Annotated in this window: 12 protein-coding genes; 6 read left to right on the forward strand and 6 right to left on the reverse strand. The window is 74.1% G+C overall.

The window, feature by feature from the left end; all coding sequences use genetic code 11:
* The first annotated feature begins 106 nt into the window (after positions 1–106).
* The 5 genes from BLU95_RS36570 to BLU95_RS36590 all read left to right on the forward strand — a co-directional run bounded on the left by BLU95_RS36570 (position 107) and on the right by BLU95_RS36590 (position 5,968).
* Entirely contained in the window at positions 107–1,501 is a 1,395-nt protein-coding gene (locus tag BLU95_RS36570; protein ID WP_093863776.1) for an extracellular solute-binding protein, read from the forward strand.
* Positions 1,502–1,615: 114 nt separating this feature from the next.
* On the forward strand, positions 1,616–2,524 hold the full coding sequence (locus BLU95_RS36575) for a carbohydrate ABC transporter permease (RefSeq protein WP_231978071.1): 909 nt from the start codon (positions 1,616–1,618) through the stop codon (positions 2,522–2,524).
* Positions 2,525–2,532: 8 nt separating this feature from the next.
* Positions 2,533–3,402 (forward strand): carbohydrate ABC transporter permease, encoded by an 870-nt coding sequence (locus tag BLU95_RS36580; protein ID WP_231978072.1) that lies wholly within the window; start codon positions 2,533–2,535, stop codon positions 3,400–3,402.
* 115 nt (positions 3,403–3,517) lie between these two features.
* Complete coding sequence (locus tag BLU95_RS36585; RefSeq protein ID WP_093865399.1) at positions 3,518–5,131, forward strand: glycoside hydrolase family 13 protein; 1,614 nt, start codon at positions 3,518–3,520, stop codon at positions 5,129–5,131.
* 234 nt (positions 5,132–5,365) lie between these two features.
* Positions 5,366–5,968 (forward strand): hypothetical protein, encoded by a 603-nt coding sequence (locus BLU95_RS36590; protein WP_231978073.1) that lies wholly within the window; start codon positions 5,366–5,368, stop codon positions 5,966–5,968.
* A 102-nt stretch (positions 5,969–6,070) separates the two neighbouring features.
* Here BLU95_RS36590 and BLU95_RS36595 read toward each other — a convergent pair whose 3' ends face one another.
* The 5 genes from BLU95_RS36595 to BLU95_RS36615 all read right to left on the reverse strand — a co-directional run bounded on the left by BLU95_RS36595 (position 6,071) and on the right by BLU95_RS36615 (position 12,887).
* The gene (locus tag BLU95_RS36595; protein ID WP_093863777.1) at positions 6,071–6,814 is read right to left on the reverse strand and encodes a hypothetical protein; all 744 of its coding nucleotides are present in this window, start codon (positions 6,812–6,814) and stop codon (positions 6,071–6,073) included.
* Between the two features lie 141 nt (positions 6,815–6,955).
* Positions 6,956–8,005: an NAD(P)-dependent alcohol dehydrogenase gene (locus BLU95_RS36600; protein ID WP_093863778.1), complete on the reverse strand. Its 1,050-nt coding sequence runs from the start codon at positions 8,003–8,005 to the stop codon at positions 6,956–6,958.
* Positions 8,006–8,190: 185 nt separating this feature from the next.
* A complete protein-coding gene (locus BLU95_RS36605) occupies positions 8,191–10,740 on the reverse strand; it encodes a beta-glucosidase family protein (RefSeq protein WP_093863779.1) in 2,550 nt (849 codons plus the stop codon).
* A 30-nt stretch (positions 10,741–10,770) separates the two neighbouring features.
* Positions 10,771–11,478, reverse strand: coding sequence for an alpha/beta fold hydrolase (locus tag BLU95_RS36610; RefSeq protein ID WP_093863780.1), 708 nt, complete (start codon positions 11,476–11,478; stop codon positions 10,771–10,773).
* 131 nt (positions 11,479–11,609) lie between these two features.
* Positions 11,610–12,887, reverse strand: a complete 1,278-nt coding sequence (locus tag BLU95_RS36615) for an MFS transporter (protein WP_231978074.1) — start codon at positions 12,885–12,887, stop codon at positions 11,610–11,612.
* 155 nt (positions 12,888–13,042) lie between these two features.
* On the opposite strand from BLU95_RS36615, the gene BLU95_RS36620 reads away from it, so the two are divergent.
* Positions 13,043–14,104, forward strand: a complete 1,062-nt coding sequence (locus BLU95_RS36620) for a LacI family DNA-binding transcriptional regulator (RefSeq protein WP_093863781.1) — start codon at positions 13,043–13,045, stop codon at positions 14,102–14,104.
* Between the two features lie 137 nt (positions 14,105–14,241).
* Here BLU95_RS36620 and BLU95_RS36625 read toward each other — a convergent pair whose 3' ends face one another.
* Positions 14,242–15,210 carry a hypothetical protein gene (locus BLU95_RS36625; RefSeq protein ID WP_093863782.1) on the reverse strand — a complete coding sequence of 323 codons (969 nt, stop codon included), beginning with the start codon at positions 15,208–15,210 and terminating at the stop codon, positions 14,242–14,244.
* Positions 15,211–15,535: the final 325 nt, after the last annotated feature.

The following is a 15,535-nucleotide window of genomic DNA, read 5'->3' on the forward strand; positions in this document are numbered from 1 at the left end:
GTGAGGCCACCGCCCGGCGATGCCCCTTCCGCCGAGGCACCCCCACCCGGAACCGCGGGGCCCGCGCGTCCCGCTCCGCCCCGCCGCTCGAAAGGGCCCACCACCCATGACCAGACACCCGCGTGTCCGCAGATCCCTCGCCGTGCTCGCCGCCGCCGGCCTCGCCCTCACCGCCGCGGCCTGCGGCAGCGGCTCCGACGGTGGCGCCGCCCCCGGAACCCCCGCCGCCGACGCGGCCGCGCCGCTGGACCCGGCGGCCGAGGTCACCATCTCGATCGACTGCCAACCGCCGGTCAACAAGCCCGCCGAGCGCAAGCAGTGGGCCGAGGACATCGAGGCGTTCCGGCGGCTCCACCCCAACATCACCGTCGACTCGAAGGACGGCTTCCCCTGCGAGGAGCCCGCCGCCTTCACCGCCCAGCTCAAGGGCCGGACCCAGACCGACCTCTTCTACAGCTACCTCACCGACCTCGACCAGGCCCTCGACGCCGACGCCGTCGAGGACATCTCGGCCTACGTGAACGAGAGTTCCGTCCCCGCGCTCAAGGACATCGACCCCTCCGTGCTCGCCACCCTCAAGGCGGACGGCAAGCTCTACGGCCTGCCCTTCTCCAACTACCGGATGGGCCTGATCTACAACCGCAAGCTCTTCCAGCAGGCCGGGCTCGACCCCGACAAGCCGCCGACGACCTGGGACGGCATCCGCGAGGCCGCCCGGCGGATCGCCGCCCTCGGCAACGGCGTCAACGGCTACGGCGACTACAGCGCCACCAACCAGGGCGGCTGGCACTACACCGCCGAGCTGTACGGCCTCGGCGGCACCATGACCACCCCGGACGGCAAGAAGGCCGCCTTCCGCACCCCCGAGGGCCGCCAGGTCCTGCAGAACCTGCACGACCTGCGCTGGACCGACAACGCCATGGGCGCCACCCAGGGCCTCAAGTGGCCGGACCTGATGACGCAGATGTCCACCGACAAGCTCGGCATGTACGTCGGCGCGCCGGACGACATCACGTACATGGTCCAGACCCTCAAGGGGAACTACGCCGACTACGGCATGGGCCCGATGCCCGGCGGGAAGGCGGCGCTGCTCGGGGGCAACGACTACCTGTTCAAGAAGGGACTCACCCCCGACCAGATCAAGGCCGGCATCGCCTGGATCGACTTCAAGTTCCTCACCGTCGGCAAGGGCCAGTTCGACTACGCCCGCACCAAGAACGACGGCCTGCCGGTCGGACTGCCCCAGCCCTCCTTCTTCACCGGCGCCAGCCTGGCCGCCGACAACGCGGCCAAGTCGGCCTCGGCGACCGTCCCGGTGGCCAACTACGCGCCCTACCTGGCCGCCCCGGTGCCCGGGAGGACCGAGCCCGCCAACGCCCAGCAGATCTACAAGATCCTCGACACCGCCGTCTCCGCCGTCCTCACCGACCGGGACGCCGACCTCGACAAGCTGCTGGCGACCGCCGCGAGCCAGGTCGACCAGGTGCTGGCCAACCTCTGACGACCGTCCGCCCGGTGCGCGCGCCCCGAAGGGCTCCGAACGGCCCCGAAGCGCCTCGACCCGTCCCGACTCGCCCCGAAGCCCGCCGTCAGTCCGCCGTCAGGAGCCCACCCCTTGGCAGCCACCGCCCACCACCCCCGACCCGGCCGCCTGCGGCAGCGGGTCCGGCACCACCTCACCGCCCACGGGTTCCTGCTCGGCGCCCTGCTCTGCTTCGCCTGCTTCTCCTGGTACCCGATGCTCCGCGAGGTGGTGATGAGCTTCCAGCGGACCCGGCGCGGCCGCACCACCTGGGTCGGCCTGGAGAACTTCGAGCGCATCGTCCACGACCCGGCGTTCTGGCAGGCCTGGCGCAACACCCTGCTGTTCACCCTGCTCGCCCTGCTGCTCGGCTTCGCGGTGCCGTTCGTGGTCGCCCTGCTGCTCAACGAGCTGCGCGGCGCCCGGACGTACCTGCGGGTCCTGGTCTACCTGCCGGTGATGATGCCGCCGGTCGCCTCCGTGCTGCTGTTCAAGTACTTCTACGACCCCGGGCACGGCCTGTTCAACCGGATCCTCGAACTCCTCCACCTGCCGACCTCGGCCTGGCTGAACTCGGCCGACACCGCCATGGTCTCGGTGGTGCTCGCCGCCACCTGGATGAACATGGGCAGCGCCACCCTGGTCTACCTGGCCGCCCTGCAGAACATCCCCGGCGAGCTCTACGAGGCGGCCGAACTCGACGGCGCCGGCCTGTTCCGCCGGATCCGGCACGTCACGATCCCGCAGACCCGGCTGATCCTCTCCCTGCTCCTGCTGCTCCAGATCGTCGCCACCATGCAGGTCTTCGTCGAGCCCTACCTGCTCACCGGCGGCAACGGCCCCGAGGGCTCCACCACCACCGTGGTCCACCTCGTCTACCAGTACGCCTTCAACTTCAACAACTACGGCAGCGCCTCGGCGCTCGGCCTGGTCATGCTGCTCGTCCTCGCCGGTTTCTCCGCCCTCTACGCACGGCTCGCCCGTCGCACCGAACAGGACTGAGGCCGCCCGTGCGCACCCTGATCTCCGACGTGCAGCTCAACCGGCCGCGCGGACGGCTGGTCCACCGGACCGTCCTCGTCGTGACCGTGGTGGGCTTCACCCTCGTCTTCCTCGGCCCGCTCTACTGGCTGGTCACCGGCGGCCTCAAATCGGCCCGCGAGGTCGTCCAGAGCCCGCCCACCCTCGTCCCGCACGAACTGCACCCCGGCACCTACGCGGAGGCGTGGCACCAACTGCGGCTCGGGCGACTCCTCTCCAACACCCTGCTCTACGCCCTCGGGGCGCTCGCCTTCCAGCTGGTCTTCGACGTCGCCGCCGCGTACGCGCTCTCCAAGCTCCGCCCGCTCCTCGGCCGGCTGGTCCTCGGCATGATGCTGGCGACCCTGATGGTGCCGGCCGCCGTCCTGGTCGTCCCGCAGTACCTCACCGTGCTCGACCTGCCGGTGCTGCACGTCGACCTGGTCGGCACCCCGTGGGCGATCTGGCTGCCGGCCGTGGCCAACGCCTTCAACATCTTCCTCCTGAAACGGTTCTTCGACTCGATACCGGACGAGCTGCTGGCGGCCGCCGCGATCGACGGCGCCGGCCCGCTGCGGACCCTGTGGTCGGTCGTGCTGCCGGTGTCCCGGCCGATCCTCGGCGTGGTCTCGATCTTCGCCGTGGTCAGCGTGTGGAAGGACTTCCTCTGGCCGCTGCTCGTGCTGCCCGACCCGCGCGACCAGCCGCTCAACACCGGCATCAACTCGCTCTCGCTGGGCGTCCCGCAGAACGTCCTGATCGCCGCCCTGGCCATCGCCTCGGCGCCCACGATCGTGTTCTTCCTGATCTTCCAGCGCAACATCATGGCCGGTCTCACCACCGGCAGCCTCAAGGGCTGACCCACCCCCGACCCCGAAGGAGGGCCCCGTGGCCCAGCAGCCCGAGTCCGTGCCCGCGTCCGCGTCCGTGCCGTCGTCCGTGCGGTCGTCCGAGTCCGTGCCCGAGCCCGCGCCCGTGCCCGTGCCCGCGTCCGTGCCGTCGGCCGTCCCGTGGTGGCGCGACGCGGCCGTCTACCAGGTCTACCCGCGCAGCTTCGCGGACGGCGACGGCGACGGCGTCGGGGACCTCGCGGGCATCCGCGCCCGGCTGCCGCACCTCGCCCGGCTCGGCGTGGACGCCGTCTGGTTCAACCCCTGGTACCCGTCCCCGCAGAAGGACGGCGGCTACGACATCACCGACTACCGCGCCGTCGACCCCGTGCTCGGCACCCTCGACGAGGCCGAGAAGCTCATCGCCGAAGCCGCCGGCCTGGGCCTGCACACGATCGTCGACATCGTCCCCAACCACGTCTCCGACCGGCACCCGTGGTTCCGCGCCGCCCTCGCCGCCCCGCCCGGCAGCCCCGAACGCGAGCGCTTCCACTTCCGCGACGGCCGCGGCGAGCACGGCCGGCTCCCGCCCAACAACTGGCGGTCGGAGTTCGGCGGCCTCCCCTGGACCAGGACCGCGGACGGCCAGTGGTACCTGCACCTCTTCGCCGCCGAGCAGCCCGACCTCAACTGGGACCACCCCGAGGTGCGCGCCGAGCACGAGGCCGTCCTGCGGTTCTGGTTCGACCGCGGCGCCGCCGGCGTGCGGATCGACTCCGCCGGACTGCTGGTCAAGGACCCGGACCTGCCCGACCTCACCCCCGAAGGCCCGCACCCCTACGTCGACCGTGACGACCTGCACCCGGTCTACCGCTCCTGGCGCGCCGTCGCCGACTCCTACCACCCGCCGCGGGCCCTGATCGGCGAGGTGTGGGTCCCCGACGCCGAACGGTTCGCCCGCTACCTGCGCCCCGACGAACTCCACACCGCCTTCAACTTCGACTTCCTCGCCCGCCCCTGGGACGCGACCGCGTTGCGCGCGTCGATCGACAGCACGCTCGCCGCGCACGAGCCGGTCGAGGCCCCCGCCACCTGGGTGCTCGCCAACCACGACGTCACCCGGACGGCCACCCGCTACGGGCGCGCCGACACCCGGTTCGACTTCGCCGCGAAGGCCTTCGGCACCCCGACCGACCTCGCCCTCGGCCGCCGCCGGGCCCGTGCCGCCGCGCTGCTCACCCTGGCCCTGCCCGGATCGGTCTACCTCTACCAGGGCGAGGAGCTCGGCCTGCCGGAGGTCGAGGACCTGCCCCCGGACCGGCTCCGCGACCCGATGCACCACCGCTCCGGCGGCACCGACCCCGGCCGCGACGGCTGCCGGGTCCCGCTGCCCTGGTCCGGGGACCGCCCCCCGTACGGCTTCTCCACCGCCCCCGGCGCCGCCGAACCCTGGCTGCCGCAGCCCGCCGACTGGACGGCGCTCACCGTCGAGGCCCAGACCGGCGTCCCGGACTCGATGCTGGAGCTCTACCGCACCGCCCTGCGCCTGCGCCGCACCGCGATCACCGGCGGCCTCCGGTGGCGGCCCGCCCCCGAGGGCGTGCTCGCCTTCGACCGCGGCACCGGCTTCACCTGCCTGGTCAACCTCTCCCCGCAGCCGGTCCCGATCGACACCCCCGGCGAACTCCTGCTCCGCAGCGGTTCCTTGACCGATGGGCGGCTGCCGTCGGACACGGCGTTGTGGCTGGGGCGGGCCTGAGGCTGCGCCCGGAGGCTTGCCCGCGGGCACGGTGACGGCCCGTGACGGCATCCGTCGGGCTCCGAGGGCGTCGGCCCGCCACCGGAGGGTCGGGTTCCGGTCAAGCTTGACGGTTCACGTCTCTCGCACCGGACGCACACATGATCCTTGCGTAGGGTGATCGCGTTCCACCCCGGGCCCACCCCGTGCGGGCCGCACCACCTCCGCCCTCACCAGCATTGGAGCGCAACGCCCATGGCCGTCCGCCAGTTGTGGAAGCACCTGATATCCGCCGCGGCCCGCAGGGGGCTCGCCGCCACCGTGGGCACGCTCGCGCTGATCGCCGCCTTCGTCGTGGGCGGCACCGCCGCGGGCACCTCCACCGCCTCGGCCGCTACCTCCGGGTGGGGCGGACCGGGCACCTGGGCCTGCGGCGGCGCGCCGATCCAGTCCGGCTGGGTCCTCACCCTCTACGACCGCAACGGGTGCAGCGGCCGGGGCTCCTGGTACCAGGAGCCGGTCAAGGACGGCATCTGGACCTGCTCCGGCTCGCCCGTCGTCCCCGGGTACGTCATCACCGACCACACCACCACCGGCTGTTCGGGCATCGGCTCGTGGCGGCACAACCTGCCGAAGGACGGCATCTGGACCTGCAGCGGCTCGCCGGTGGTCAACGGGTACGTCCTCACCGACCACACCACCACCGGCTGCGGCGGCGCCGGATCCTGGCGCCACAACCTCGCCCGGGTCGGCCTCTGGACCTGCCCCTACTCGCCGATCCCGGCCGGGTTCCGCGCCGCGACCTACAACGCCGGCGGGTGCAGCGGCCTGGGCGCCTGGGTGCTCGTCAAGGCCTGACCGGACCGCCCCTCCGGGCGCCCCGGCCGGACCGGCACCACGATGCCCGTCCGGCCGGGGCCGCGCGCCCGGTCGGGGCCCGCAGCCGCCCGACGACCGCGCCTACCCGAGGGCCCGCGCCAGGTCCTCCGCCTCGCGCAACTGCGCGACGCCCAGGCGCCGCAGGCCCACCAGCAGGCGGGCGGTGTCGGCCACCTCGGCCGGCGGCACTGGCGGCTGCCCGGACAGCGGCACGCCCAGCAGCGCCGCGAGCTCGGGTGCCGGCCACGCCAGCACCGTCGCGAAGTCGACCAGCAGGTCGGGCGTCACCGGCTGCTCGCCGGTGGCGATCCGCCCGTAGGCGTCGGCCATCCAGGAGCGGCCGGTCAGCAGGCGGAAGACCTTCGCCGTGCCCGTCCAGCCGAGGTTGCGCACGGCGACCAGTCGCATCAGCAGGTTGCCGGGCTGCGCCGACCGGGGCAGCCTGGCCGGCAGCCCCTCGATCCGGGCGTCCTGGGACGACGGTGGCGACGGCGGCAACGCGGCCACGAAGTCCAGGAGTTCGCCCCGCCGTTCGGCGGGCAGTGCCCGGCAGAGCCGCAGCACGCCGACGACCGAGGTGGTGACCATGCCCCCGCCCGGCGCGAGGTCCGGCGGCAGCGGGACGTCCGCGATCTCGAACAGGTCCGCCGGGTCCAGCCCGAGCGCCGGCGCCAGGTCCCGCAGCAGGGGTCCGTCCGGCGTCGCACCGGCCAGGACGGCGGCCGACGCCGGTCCGTCGGCACGCGCGGCGGCCGGGGCGGACTCCGGCCCGCGGTGGTCCAGGAGTCGTTGCAGCAGGACGGTGAAGGAGGGGAGCTCGGACATGCCGCCAGCATAGGGCGGTCCGACCCACCCCGATGACCTGCACCGGACGGGACCGACCGCGACCGATCGGGGCGGACGGGCGCCGTGGTCGCAGCCGCGCTCCCCGCGTCCGCCGCCGACGGCTCCGCCGCCCCTGCCGCTTCAGAGCGTCGCGGCGTCGATGACGAAGCGGTAGCGGACGTCACCGGCGAGCAGCCGGTCGTAGGCCTCGTTCACCTGCTCCGCGCGGATCGTCTCGATCTCGGCCGCCACCCCGTGCGCGGCGCAGAAGTCCAGCATCTCCTGGGTCTCCGCGATACCGCCGATGCCCGAACTGCTCATGCTGCGGCGGCGCCCGCTGAGCGACTGGAGGTGGACCTGCACCGGCTCCTCGGGCAGGCCGAGGTTGACCATCGCGCCGTCGGTGCGCAGCAGCCCGAAGTACGCGGCGAAGTCGATCGGGGCGGAGACGGTGTTGAGCACCAGGTCGAAGGTGCGCGCGAGTTCCTCGAAGGTCGCCGGGTCCGAGGTGGCGCGGTAGTCGTCGGCGCCGAGGCGCAGGCCGTCCTCCCGCTTGCGCAGCGACTGGGAGAGCACGGTCACCTCGGCACCGAGCGCGTGGGCGAGCTGCACGCCCATGTGGCCGAGCCCGCCGAGCCCGACCACCGCGACCCTGCGGCCGGGGCCGGCCTTCCAGTGGCGCAGCGGCGAGTAGGTGGTGATGCCCGCGCACAGCAGTGGCGCGGCCACGTCCAGCGCCAGGGCGTCCGGCACCCGCACCACGAAGTGCTCGTCGACGACGACCTCCTGCGAGTAGCCGCCGTACGTGGGCTGCCCGTCCTTGCCGACGGCGTTGTACGTCCAGACCGGTACTTCGGCGCAGTACTGTTCCAGACCGGCGCGGCAGTCGTCGCAGACCCGGCAGGAGTCGACCATGCAGCCGACGCCGACCCGGTCGCCGACGCGGTGGCGGGTGACCCCGGGGCCGACCTCGCGGACGATGCCGGTGATCTCGTGCCCGGGCACCATCGGGAAGATCTCCCCGCCCCAGCCGGCCCGGACCTGGTGCAGGTCGGAGTGGCAGATGCCGGCGTAGGCGATGGCGATCCGCACGTCGCGTTCGCGGACGGCGCGGCGCTCGACGGTCGTGCGCTCCAGCGGGGCCTTGGGGGCGGGGGCCGCGTAGGCGGTCACGGTGGTCGTGGTGCTCATGGCGGTTCGTTGCCTCTCGGTCGGGCGGCCGGCACTGTTCCCATCGTCGCGGAGCGCACCGGTGCGAACCAGTCGGCGCACCGCCCGGCCCCGGAATGCCCCGGCCCCGGAATGCCCCGGCCCGAACTCCCGGCCCCGGACGGCCCGGCCCGCGTGCGGGGCGCACACGGGCCGGGCCGCGCCAGTCATGCCGACGGCACCACCAGGGCCACCGTGAGGGGACGGTCCCCGGCGTGCGGGCCTGCCTCGACGAGGTGGACGCCCGGGTCGGTGCGCCAGGCGCGGGCCGCGGTGTCCCAGCTCTGGACGGCCCGGAGCGGCACCGCGATCCGCGCGGTCGCGACGGCGCCGGGGGCGGCCTCGACCACCGCGAAGCCCGCCAGCCGGCGGTCCGGGCGGCTGCGGTCGGACCCGTCGGTGCCCAGGTAGACCTGGACCACCTCCCGGCCGGTCCGCGCCCCGGTGTTGCGCACCCGGACGGCGACCTCGGCCAGGACGTCCGGGGTCGCGCCCTCCGTGCCGGTCGCGCCGGTCGCGCCCTCCGCGCTGTCCACCAGCCGGACCTCCAGGCCCTCGTAGGACCAGTCGGTGTAGCCCCGGCCGGCGCCGAACCAGTACGCGGGGGCGGCGCCGGCCCGGCGCTGCCAGGCCCGGTAGCCGATGAACAGTCCCTCGCTGTACTCCAGCCGGCCGTCGGTCGGGACCACCTCCCACACCGGGCTGTCGGCCTCCTCGGCGGGCCAGGTGGTGGGCAGCCGGCCGCCCGGCTCGACCGTGCCGAGCAGCACGTCGGCCAGCGCCTCGCCGGCCTGTTGGCCGGGGAACCAGCAGAGCAGCACGGCGGCGACGGACTCGCGCCACGGCATCAGCACCGGGGCGCCGGCGTTGACCACCACCACGGTGCGCGGGTTGGCGGCCGCGACCCGGGCGACCAGTTCGTCCTGGCGGCCCGGGAGCCGCAGGCCGTCCCGGTCCACGCCCTCGCTCTCCACCTCCTCGGTGGTGCCGACCACGACGACCGCGACCTCGGCCGCGCGGGCCGCCTCGACGGCGCGCTCGATCAGCTCGTCCGGGGAGACGGTCGGCTCGGCGTGGCCGAGCGCGAAGGAGACCAGGCCGAAGCCGGCGAACTCGCCTGTCTCCGGCATGGTGCAGGTCAGCGTGACCGCCGTCCGGCCGCCCTCGGGGAGCTCCACCTCGAAGCGGCGCTCCGGGGGATTGAGGAACGCGGCGGCCGGGTCCTCGCCCTCGGGCAGCAGCACCCCGTCGAACAGCACCTCGCCGTCCGCCTCCAGGGTGAACCGGCCGACGCCGCGCACGGCCAGCAGGTGCCGCCCGGCCGGCCCGGCCGGCGTGGCGCCGGTCAGCCGGACGGCGGCGAGGTCGCCGAAGGAGACGCCGCCGGGGAGCGAGCCCAGCCAGCGGACGCTGCCGTCGGTGAGGGCGGCGGTGCCGAGGACGGTGCCGTCGGCGCCCAGGAGCTCGGCGGTGCAGGGGAAGGCCGCGGCGGGGACGAAGGTCCGCGGGTCGGCGCCGGTCTCGTGGACCAGTGCGGTGTCCGCGCCGAGTGCGGCGCGCAGGCCGTCCAGCGGGCCGACGATCCGGGTGGGGAAGACCTGCGCACTGCCGCCGCCGCCGATCCGGGCCTCGGTCGCGGCCGCCCCGATCAGGGCCAGCGAGGCGGGCGCCGGGTCCAGCGGCAGCACACCGCCCTCGTTGCGCAGCAGGACGAAGGAGCGGGCCGCGAGCTCGCGCACCAGGGCCTCGCCGTCCACCGGCGGGGGCAGTTCCCCGGCCGGGACGGCCGCGGGCGCGCCGGCCAGCAGTCCGACCCGGGCGGCCAGCCGCAGCACGTTGCGGGCCAGCCCGTTCACGGCGGACTCGGGCACCAGGCCCTCCCGGACGGCCGCGACCAGGTGCTCGCCGTAGACGGTGGCCGGGCCCGGCATCGCGATGTCGAGCCCGCCGAGCGCGGAGCGGACGGTGTCGCGGGCGCCGGTCCAGTCGGAGACCAGGACGCCGTCGAAGCCCCACTCCTCGCGCAGGACGGTGAGGTTGAGCGCGGTGTGCTCGCTCATGCTCGTGCCGTTGACGGCGTTGTAGGCGGCCATCAGGCCCCACGGGTGGGCCTTGCGCACGATGGTCTCGAAGGGCGCCAGGTACAGCTCGCGCAGGGTGCGCTCGTCGGCCCGCACGTCGACGGTGTAGCGGTCGGTCTCGGAGTCGTTGGCGACGAAGTGCTTGGGCGTGGTGGCCACGCCGCCGTCCTGGACGCCGCACACCAGGGCGGCGCCGATCTCGCCGGTGAGCAGCGGGTCCTCCGAGTAGCACTCGAAGTGGCGCCCGCCGCGGGGGCTGCGGTGCAGGTTGACGGTGGGTGCGAGCACCACGTGGGCGCCCTTGCGCCGGGCCTCCTGGGCCAGCAGCCGGCCGGCCCGTCGGGCGAGGTCGACGTCCCAGGTGGCGGCGAGCGCGGTGGGCGAGGGCAGGGCGACGGACGGGTCGTCGGCCGTCCAGTGCTCGCCGCGGACGCCGGCCGGGCCGTCGGACATCACCAGGCGGCCGAGGCCGATCTCCTCGTTGGCCGGCAGTGACCACATGTCGGCGCCGGCGAGCAGGGCCACCTTGGCGGGCAGGTCCAGCCGGGCGAGCGCGGCCTCGACGGCCGCCTCGCGGCGGGCGTCGGCGGGAGCGCGGTCGGTGCGAGCGGGCGTGCGGTCGGTGTCGCCGGTCATGTCGCTGTTCTCCTCATGGTTGTGCACGGCTCAGATCCACCCGTCCAGCGCGGCCAGGAAGCCCTCGTGGTCGTCCCGGTGGACGGTGTGCCCGGCTCCCGGCACGGTGCGGACCTCGAGACCGCGCGCCCGAAGGAGCGCGGCGTCGGCCGGACCCACCAGCATGCTTCCGTCGGCCAGGACCACCAGCGAGGGCACGGCGGGCGCCTCCGGCAGGTCGGAGTGCTGGCCGGCGAGGGCGAGCGCGGAGTCCGGGTCCCAGGCGGCGAGGGTGGCGAGCTCCACCTCGATGTCGGCCTGTTCCCAGCGCGGGTTGAGGGCGGCGATCTGCTCGGCGGTGGCGTGCCGGAACTCCACGAACACCGCCGGGTCCAGGCCCTCGGCGAGGGCGAACTGCCAGGCGGGGTCGACGTACACGGCGCGGGCCGGCTTCAGCCGTTCCACCGCGCGCAGCAGCGAGATGCCGCCGAGCGAGTGGCCGACCGCCAGCTCGATCCCGGTGGGCAGGGTGTCCACGAGGTCCTGGGCGTAGGCGTCGAGGTCGTAGCGCTCCCGGGGGGTCGCGCCGGTGCCCCGGGGGCTGAGCCCGTGGCCGCGCTGGTCCACCGCGACGACGCGGTAGCCGCGTTCGGCCAGGGCCGGTCCGACCCGGCGCCAGGTGCGGTGGTCGGACATGATGCCGTGCACCAGCACGGCCAGGCGGTCTCCGGTTCCCCATTCCTGGGTGTGCAACTTCACGGATCCACAGCCTTTCTGACGTTCAGTCACTTGCTTGCGAGGGTGGTGGTGCGAGGTGGTGCGGGGGTGGTTCCGGGTGCCGGCCGGGCCCGAGGGGGCCGGGTGCCGGGGGCCGGGTGCCGGGCGCCGGGTCAGCGGACGCCGCGGATCGGGCGGACCGCCAGTGCGCCGGCGACCGCGAGCACGGCGCCGAGCGAGAACAGGGGGGTGTAGCCGCCCAGGCCGACCACGGCGGAGGCGACGAAGGGGGCGACGATCTGCGGCCCGGCGTTGGCGACGTTGAGCACGCCCAGGTCGCGGGCGGCGTCCTCGGCGCTGGGCAGGACCATGGTGACCAGCGCGGTGTCCACGGCCATGAAGCAGCCGAAGGCGAGTCCGTTGACGGCCGAGAACACGATCATGCCGGGCCAGGTCGGGCTGAGCACCGGGATCAGCAGCGCCGCCGCGGAGAGCGCGGCGGACGCGGCGACGAACGGCTTGCGCCGGTCCAGGCGGTCCGAGAGCACTCCGCCGGCGACCGTGGAGACGGCCATCGCGACGGCCGAGACGGGGGTGAGGATCGCGATCGCGTCCTCGGGCCGCAGCCCGGCCGGCAGGTCGATGTGGTCCTGGAGGATGTAGAGCTGGTAGCCGACCACGGCGAAGTAGCCCAGGACCAGCAGGGCCCGGCCGATGAACGCCCAGCGGAAGTCCCGCACGCGGAGCACGCCGAGGAAGGCGGCGGCCTGGTCGCGCAGTGGCACGGCCGTCCGGGCGGGCATCCGCCGCTCGCGGGCGAGGCCGCTGAACAGCGCGGCGGCCAGCGCCACCAGCAGCCCGAGGACCAGGTAGCCGGTGCGGAGGTGGTCGGCGAACGCGGAGGCGAGCAGGACGCCGAGGGTGGAGCCGAGCGGCAGGCCGAGGCCGACGGCGGCGGAGGCGGTGCCCCGGCGCGCCGCGGGGACGCGGTCGGGCACCACGGAGGTGATCGCGGCCTGGTAGAAGTTCATCGCCGCCTGGCCGAGGCACCAGGCGACACAGACCAGCAGTACCGAGTCGACGCTGCCGAGCAGGGCCATCGTGGCGACCGCGGCCAGCCCGCCGCCCAGGATCCAGGGGTTGCGGCGGCCGGAGCGGTCGGACAGCGCGCCCGCGAGCGGGTTGAACAGGGTGGCGAGGACCGCGGCCACGCCACTGACCAGGCCGAGGTTGGCGACCTTGGCGGCGGGGTCGAGGTGCTCGATCTGCAGGGGCAGCAGCACGCTGCCGACGCCGATGTAGAGCGCGTACATCGCGGTGTTGCCGGTGAGGAGCAGGGGGAGCAGGCCGCGGGTGGGGGCCGCGGGGCTGTCGGCGGTGATCGCGGGGTGGTCGGCGGTGGTGGCTCTTCGGGTGTCCTGCGGTACGTCGCGGTCGGGGGAAAGGGCCACGGTGCCCTCCAGAAGACGTGCCCGGCTGGGGTGGGGGTGCCGAGCGGTGGACCGAAATGTGAGGTTACACGTGTAACGCTTACTCGTGTAACCAGATGTTTAGCAGGGCGTTCCCGCCCTGGGCCAGGCCCGGCCGTGAAAAGATTCGAACCGTTATGAACAGCGACCCCACCGATCCCGCCGCCCCGCCGCCGCCCGCCGTCCCACCCGCCGCCCCTCCCACCAGCGCGGACGTCGCGCGGCTGGCCGGCGTCTCCCGGGCCACGGTCTCCTTCGTCCTCAACAACACGCCCGGCGGCCGGGTCGGTGAGCAGACCAGGGCCAGGGTGCTGGCCGCCGCCGACCGCCTCGGCTACGTGCCGCACGCCGGCGCCCGGTCCCTCCGGGCCGGCCGCACCGGCCTGATCCTGATGGCCGGTTCCACGGTGCCGATCGGCCCGTTGTTCAGCGGCTTCTACCGGGAGTTCCAGGACGCCCTGCTGCCGCGCGGCTACACCGGCGTGCTGCTCGGCACCACCCTGGGCAGCGGCGACGACGCGGCCCGCGCCTGGGCCGAACTGCGGCCCACCGCGGTGGTCTGTCTCACGCCCGGGCTCACCGCCGAAGGCGTGCGGATCCTGCTGCGCTCCGGCACCCGGGCGGTGTTCACCCTCGGCCCCGAGCCGGTGCCCGGCGCGCACGCGCTGATCATGGACCAGGTCGAGGTGGGTCTCTGCGCCGCGACCCACCTGCTGGAGCGCGGGCGTCGGCGGATCGGCGTGGTGGTCCCGGCCGACCCCGCGTTGGCACCGTTCAGCGGCGCCCGGCTGGCCGGCGTGCGTGCCGCCGTCGCGACGGCGGGCGGTGGGCCGTCGGACGGCGGGGCGGTCGAGCCGCTGTCACTGGAGTACACCGAGGAGTCGGCCGCCGCCCTGGTCGCGCGGTCCCGTGAGCTCTCCCTGGACGGCCTGTTCGGCTACAACGACGAGTACGCGATGCTCGCCCTGCGGGCGCTCCAGGACGCCGGGCTCGACGTCCCCGGCGAGATCGCCCTGGTCGGTGCGGACGACCTGCTGCTGGGCCGGCTGCTGCGGCCGCGGCTGACCTCGGTGCGGATGCGGTTGCCGGGCGGCGGCCACCTCGCCGACCTGGTCGACCGCGCGCTGACCGACCCCGGGTCCGCCCTGGTCAGCCAGGACCTGATGACCGTGGAACTGGTGGCCCGCGACTCCTCCTGAGGACCGTCGCCGGGCGGACGCGCGGCAGCCCCGTCGGGCGGGGCACCGGGGCCGGACGCCCCGGGTGGGTGCGCCCCGGTCGAGGCGCGCCCACCCGGTACGTCCGGCCGCAGGTGGCTACCGGTGGCGGCGGCGGGTCACACCTTCCGGATGGAGTAGGCGATGCCGGTGCCGGCGCAGGAGCCGCTGTTGAACGAGCCGCTGATCACCCAGCCCGCCGGGACGGGCGACTGGGAGCACACGGTGATCGAGGTCTGGGTGGTGATCTTCACCAGGGTGTAGGCGATCCCGGTGCCGGTGCAGCTGCTGTTGTTGTAGGCGCCGGTGACGACCCAGCCGCCGGGGATCGGCGACTGCGAGCACACGGTCAGGGAGGTCTGGTTGGCGGAGTTCACCAGGGTGTAGCCGACGCCGGTGCCGACACAGCTGCCGTTGTTGTAGGCACCGGTGATGACCCAGCCCGGGGGGACGGGCGACTGGGAGCAGACGGTGATCGAGCTCTGGGTGGTGATCCTGACCAGGGTGTAGCTGACGCCGGTGCCGACGCACCCGCTGTTGTTGAAGGCGCCGGTGATGACCCAGCCCGGGGGGACGGGCGACTGCGAGCAGGCGGTGACCGAGCTCAGGTTGGCGACACTGTTGATGGTGTAGCCGACGCCGGTGCCGACGCAGCCGCTGTTGTTGTAGGCGTTGACGATGACCCAGCCCGGGGGGACGGGCGACTGGGAGCAGACGGTGATCGAGCTCTGGGTGGTGATCCTGACCAGGGTGTAGCTGACGCCGGTGCCGACGCACCCGCCGTTGTTGTAGGCGCCGGTGATCACCCAGCCCGCCGGGATCGGCGACTGCGAGCAGACGGCGGAGACACTGGTCAGGTTGCTGGTGTCGGTGATGGTGTAGGCGACGCCGGTGCCGGTACAGCTGCTGCTGTTGTAGGCGCCGGTGATCACCCAGCCCGCCGGGACTGGGGAGTTGGAGCAGATGGTCGCGCTGCCGGTGAGCCGCTGCGGGGTGGCGTGGGCCTGGGCGGAGGCGGCCGTCACCATCCCCAGCATCAGCAGGACGACCGTCATCAGATGGGAGAAGTGGTTCCGTAGGGTCTTCATGCCGGGCCTCGGATTCCTCTTGATGCTCCATGGCGGAATGACAGAGCCGAGGCGGCCAGTGGTCTATACCGGTGGCCGTCCCGGCTGCGATGCTGTCAGAGTCGCTCCGGCGCCACCAGGGCGCCTCGGGGTGGCGCCCCCCTTCAGTGGAGACCCGCTGGTGCCGGTGCGCGGGCCCGGGGGCGAGGCGGGCGCGGTTCGGGTGCGGGCCGGGCGCCGGCCGGCATTCGCAGCCGGACGAGTGATCATCAGATCAACCGTCGGAGTGGGTGTTTGATGATCAGCTCATGCTGTGACTTTCTGTGACTGCCGCCGCCAGCCCACA

It is taken from the genome of Streptomyces sp. TLI_053, assembly GCF_900105395.1.
Taxonomy (GTDB): domain Bacteria; phylum Actinomycetota; class Actinomycetes; order Streptomycetales; family Streptomycetaceae; genus Kitasatospora.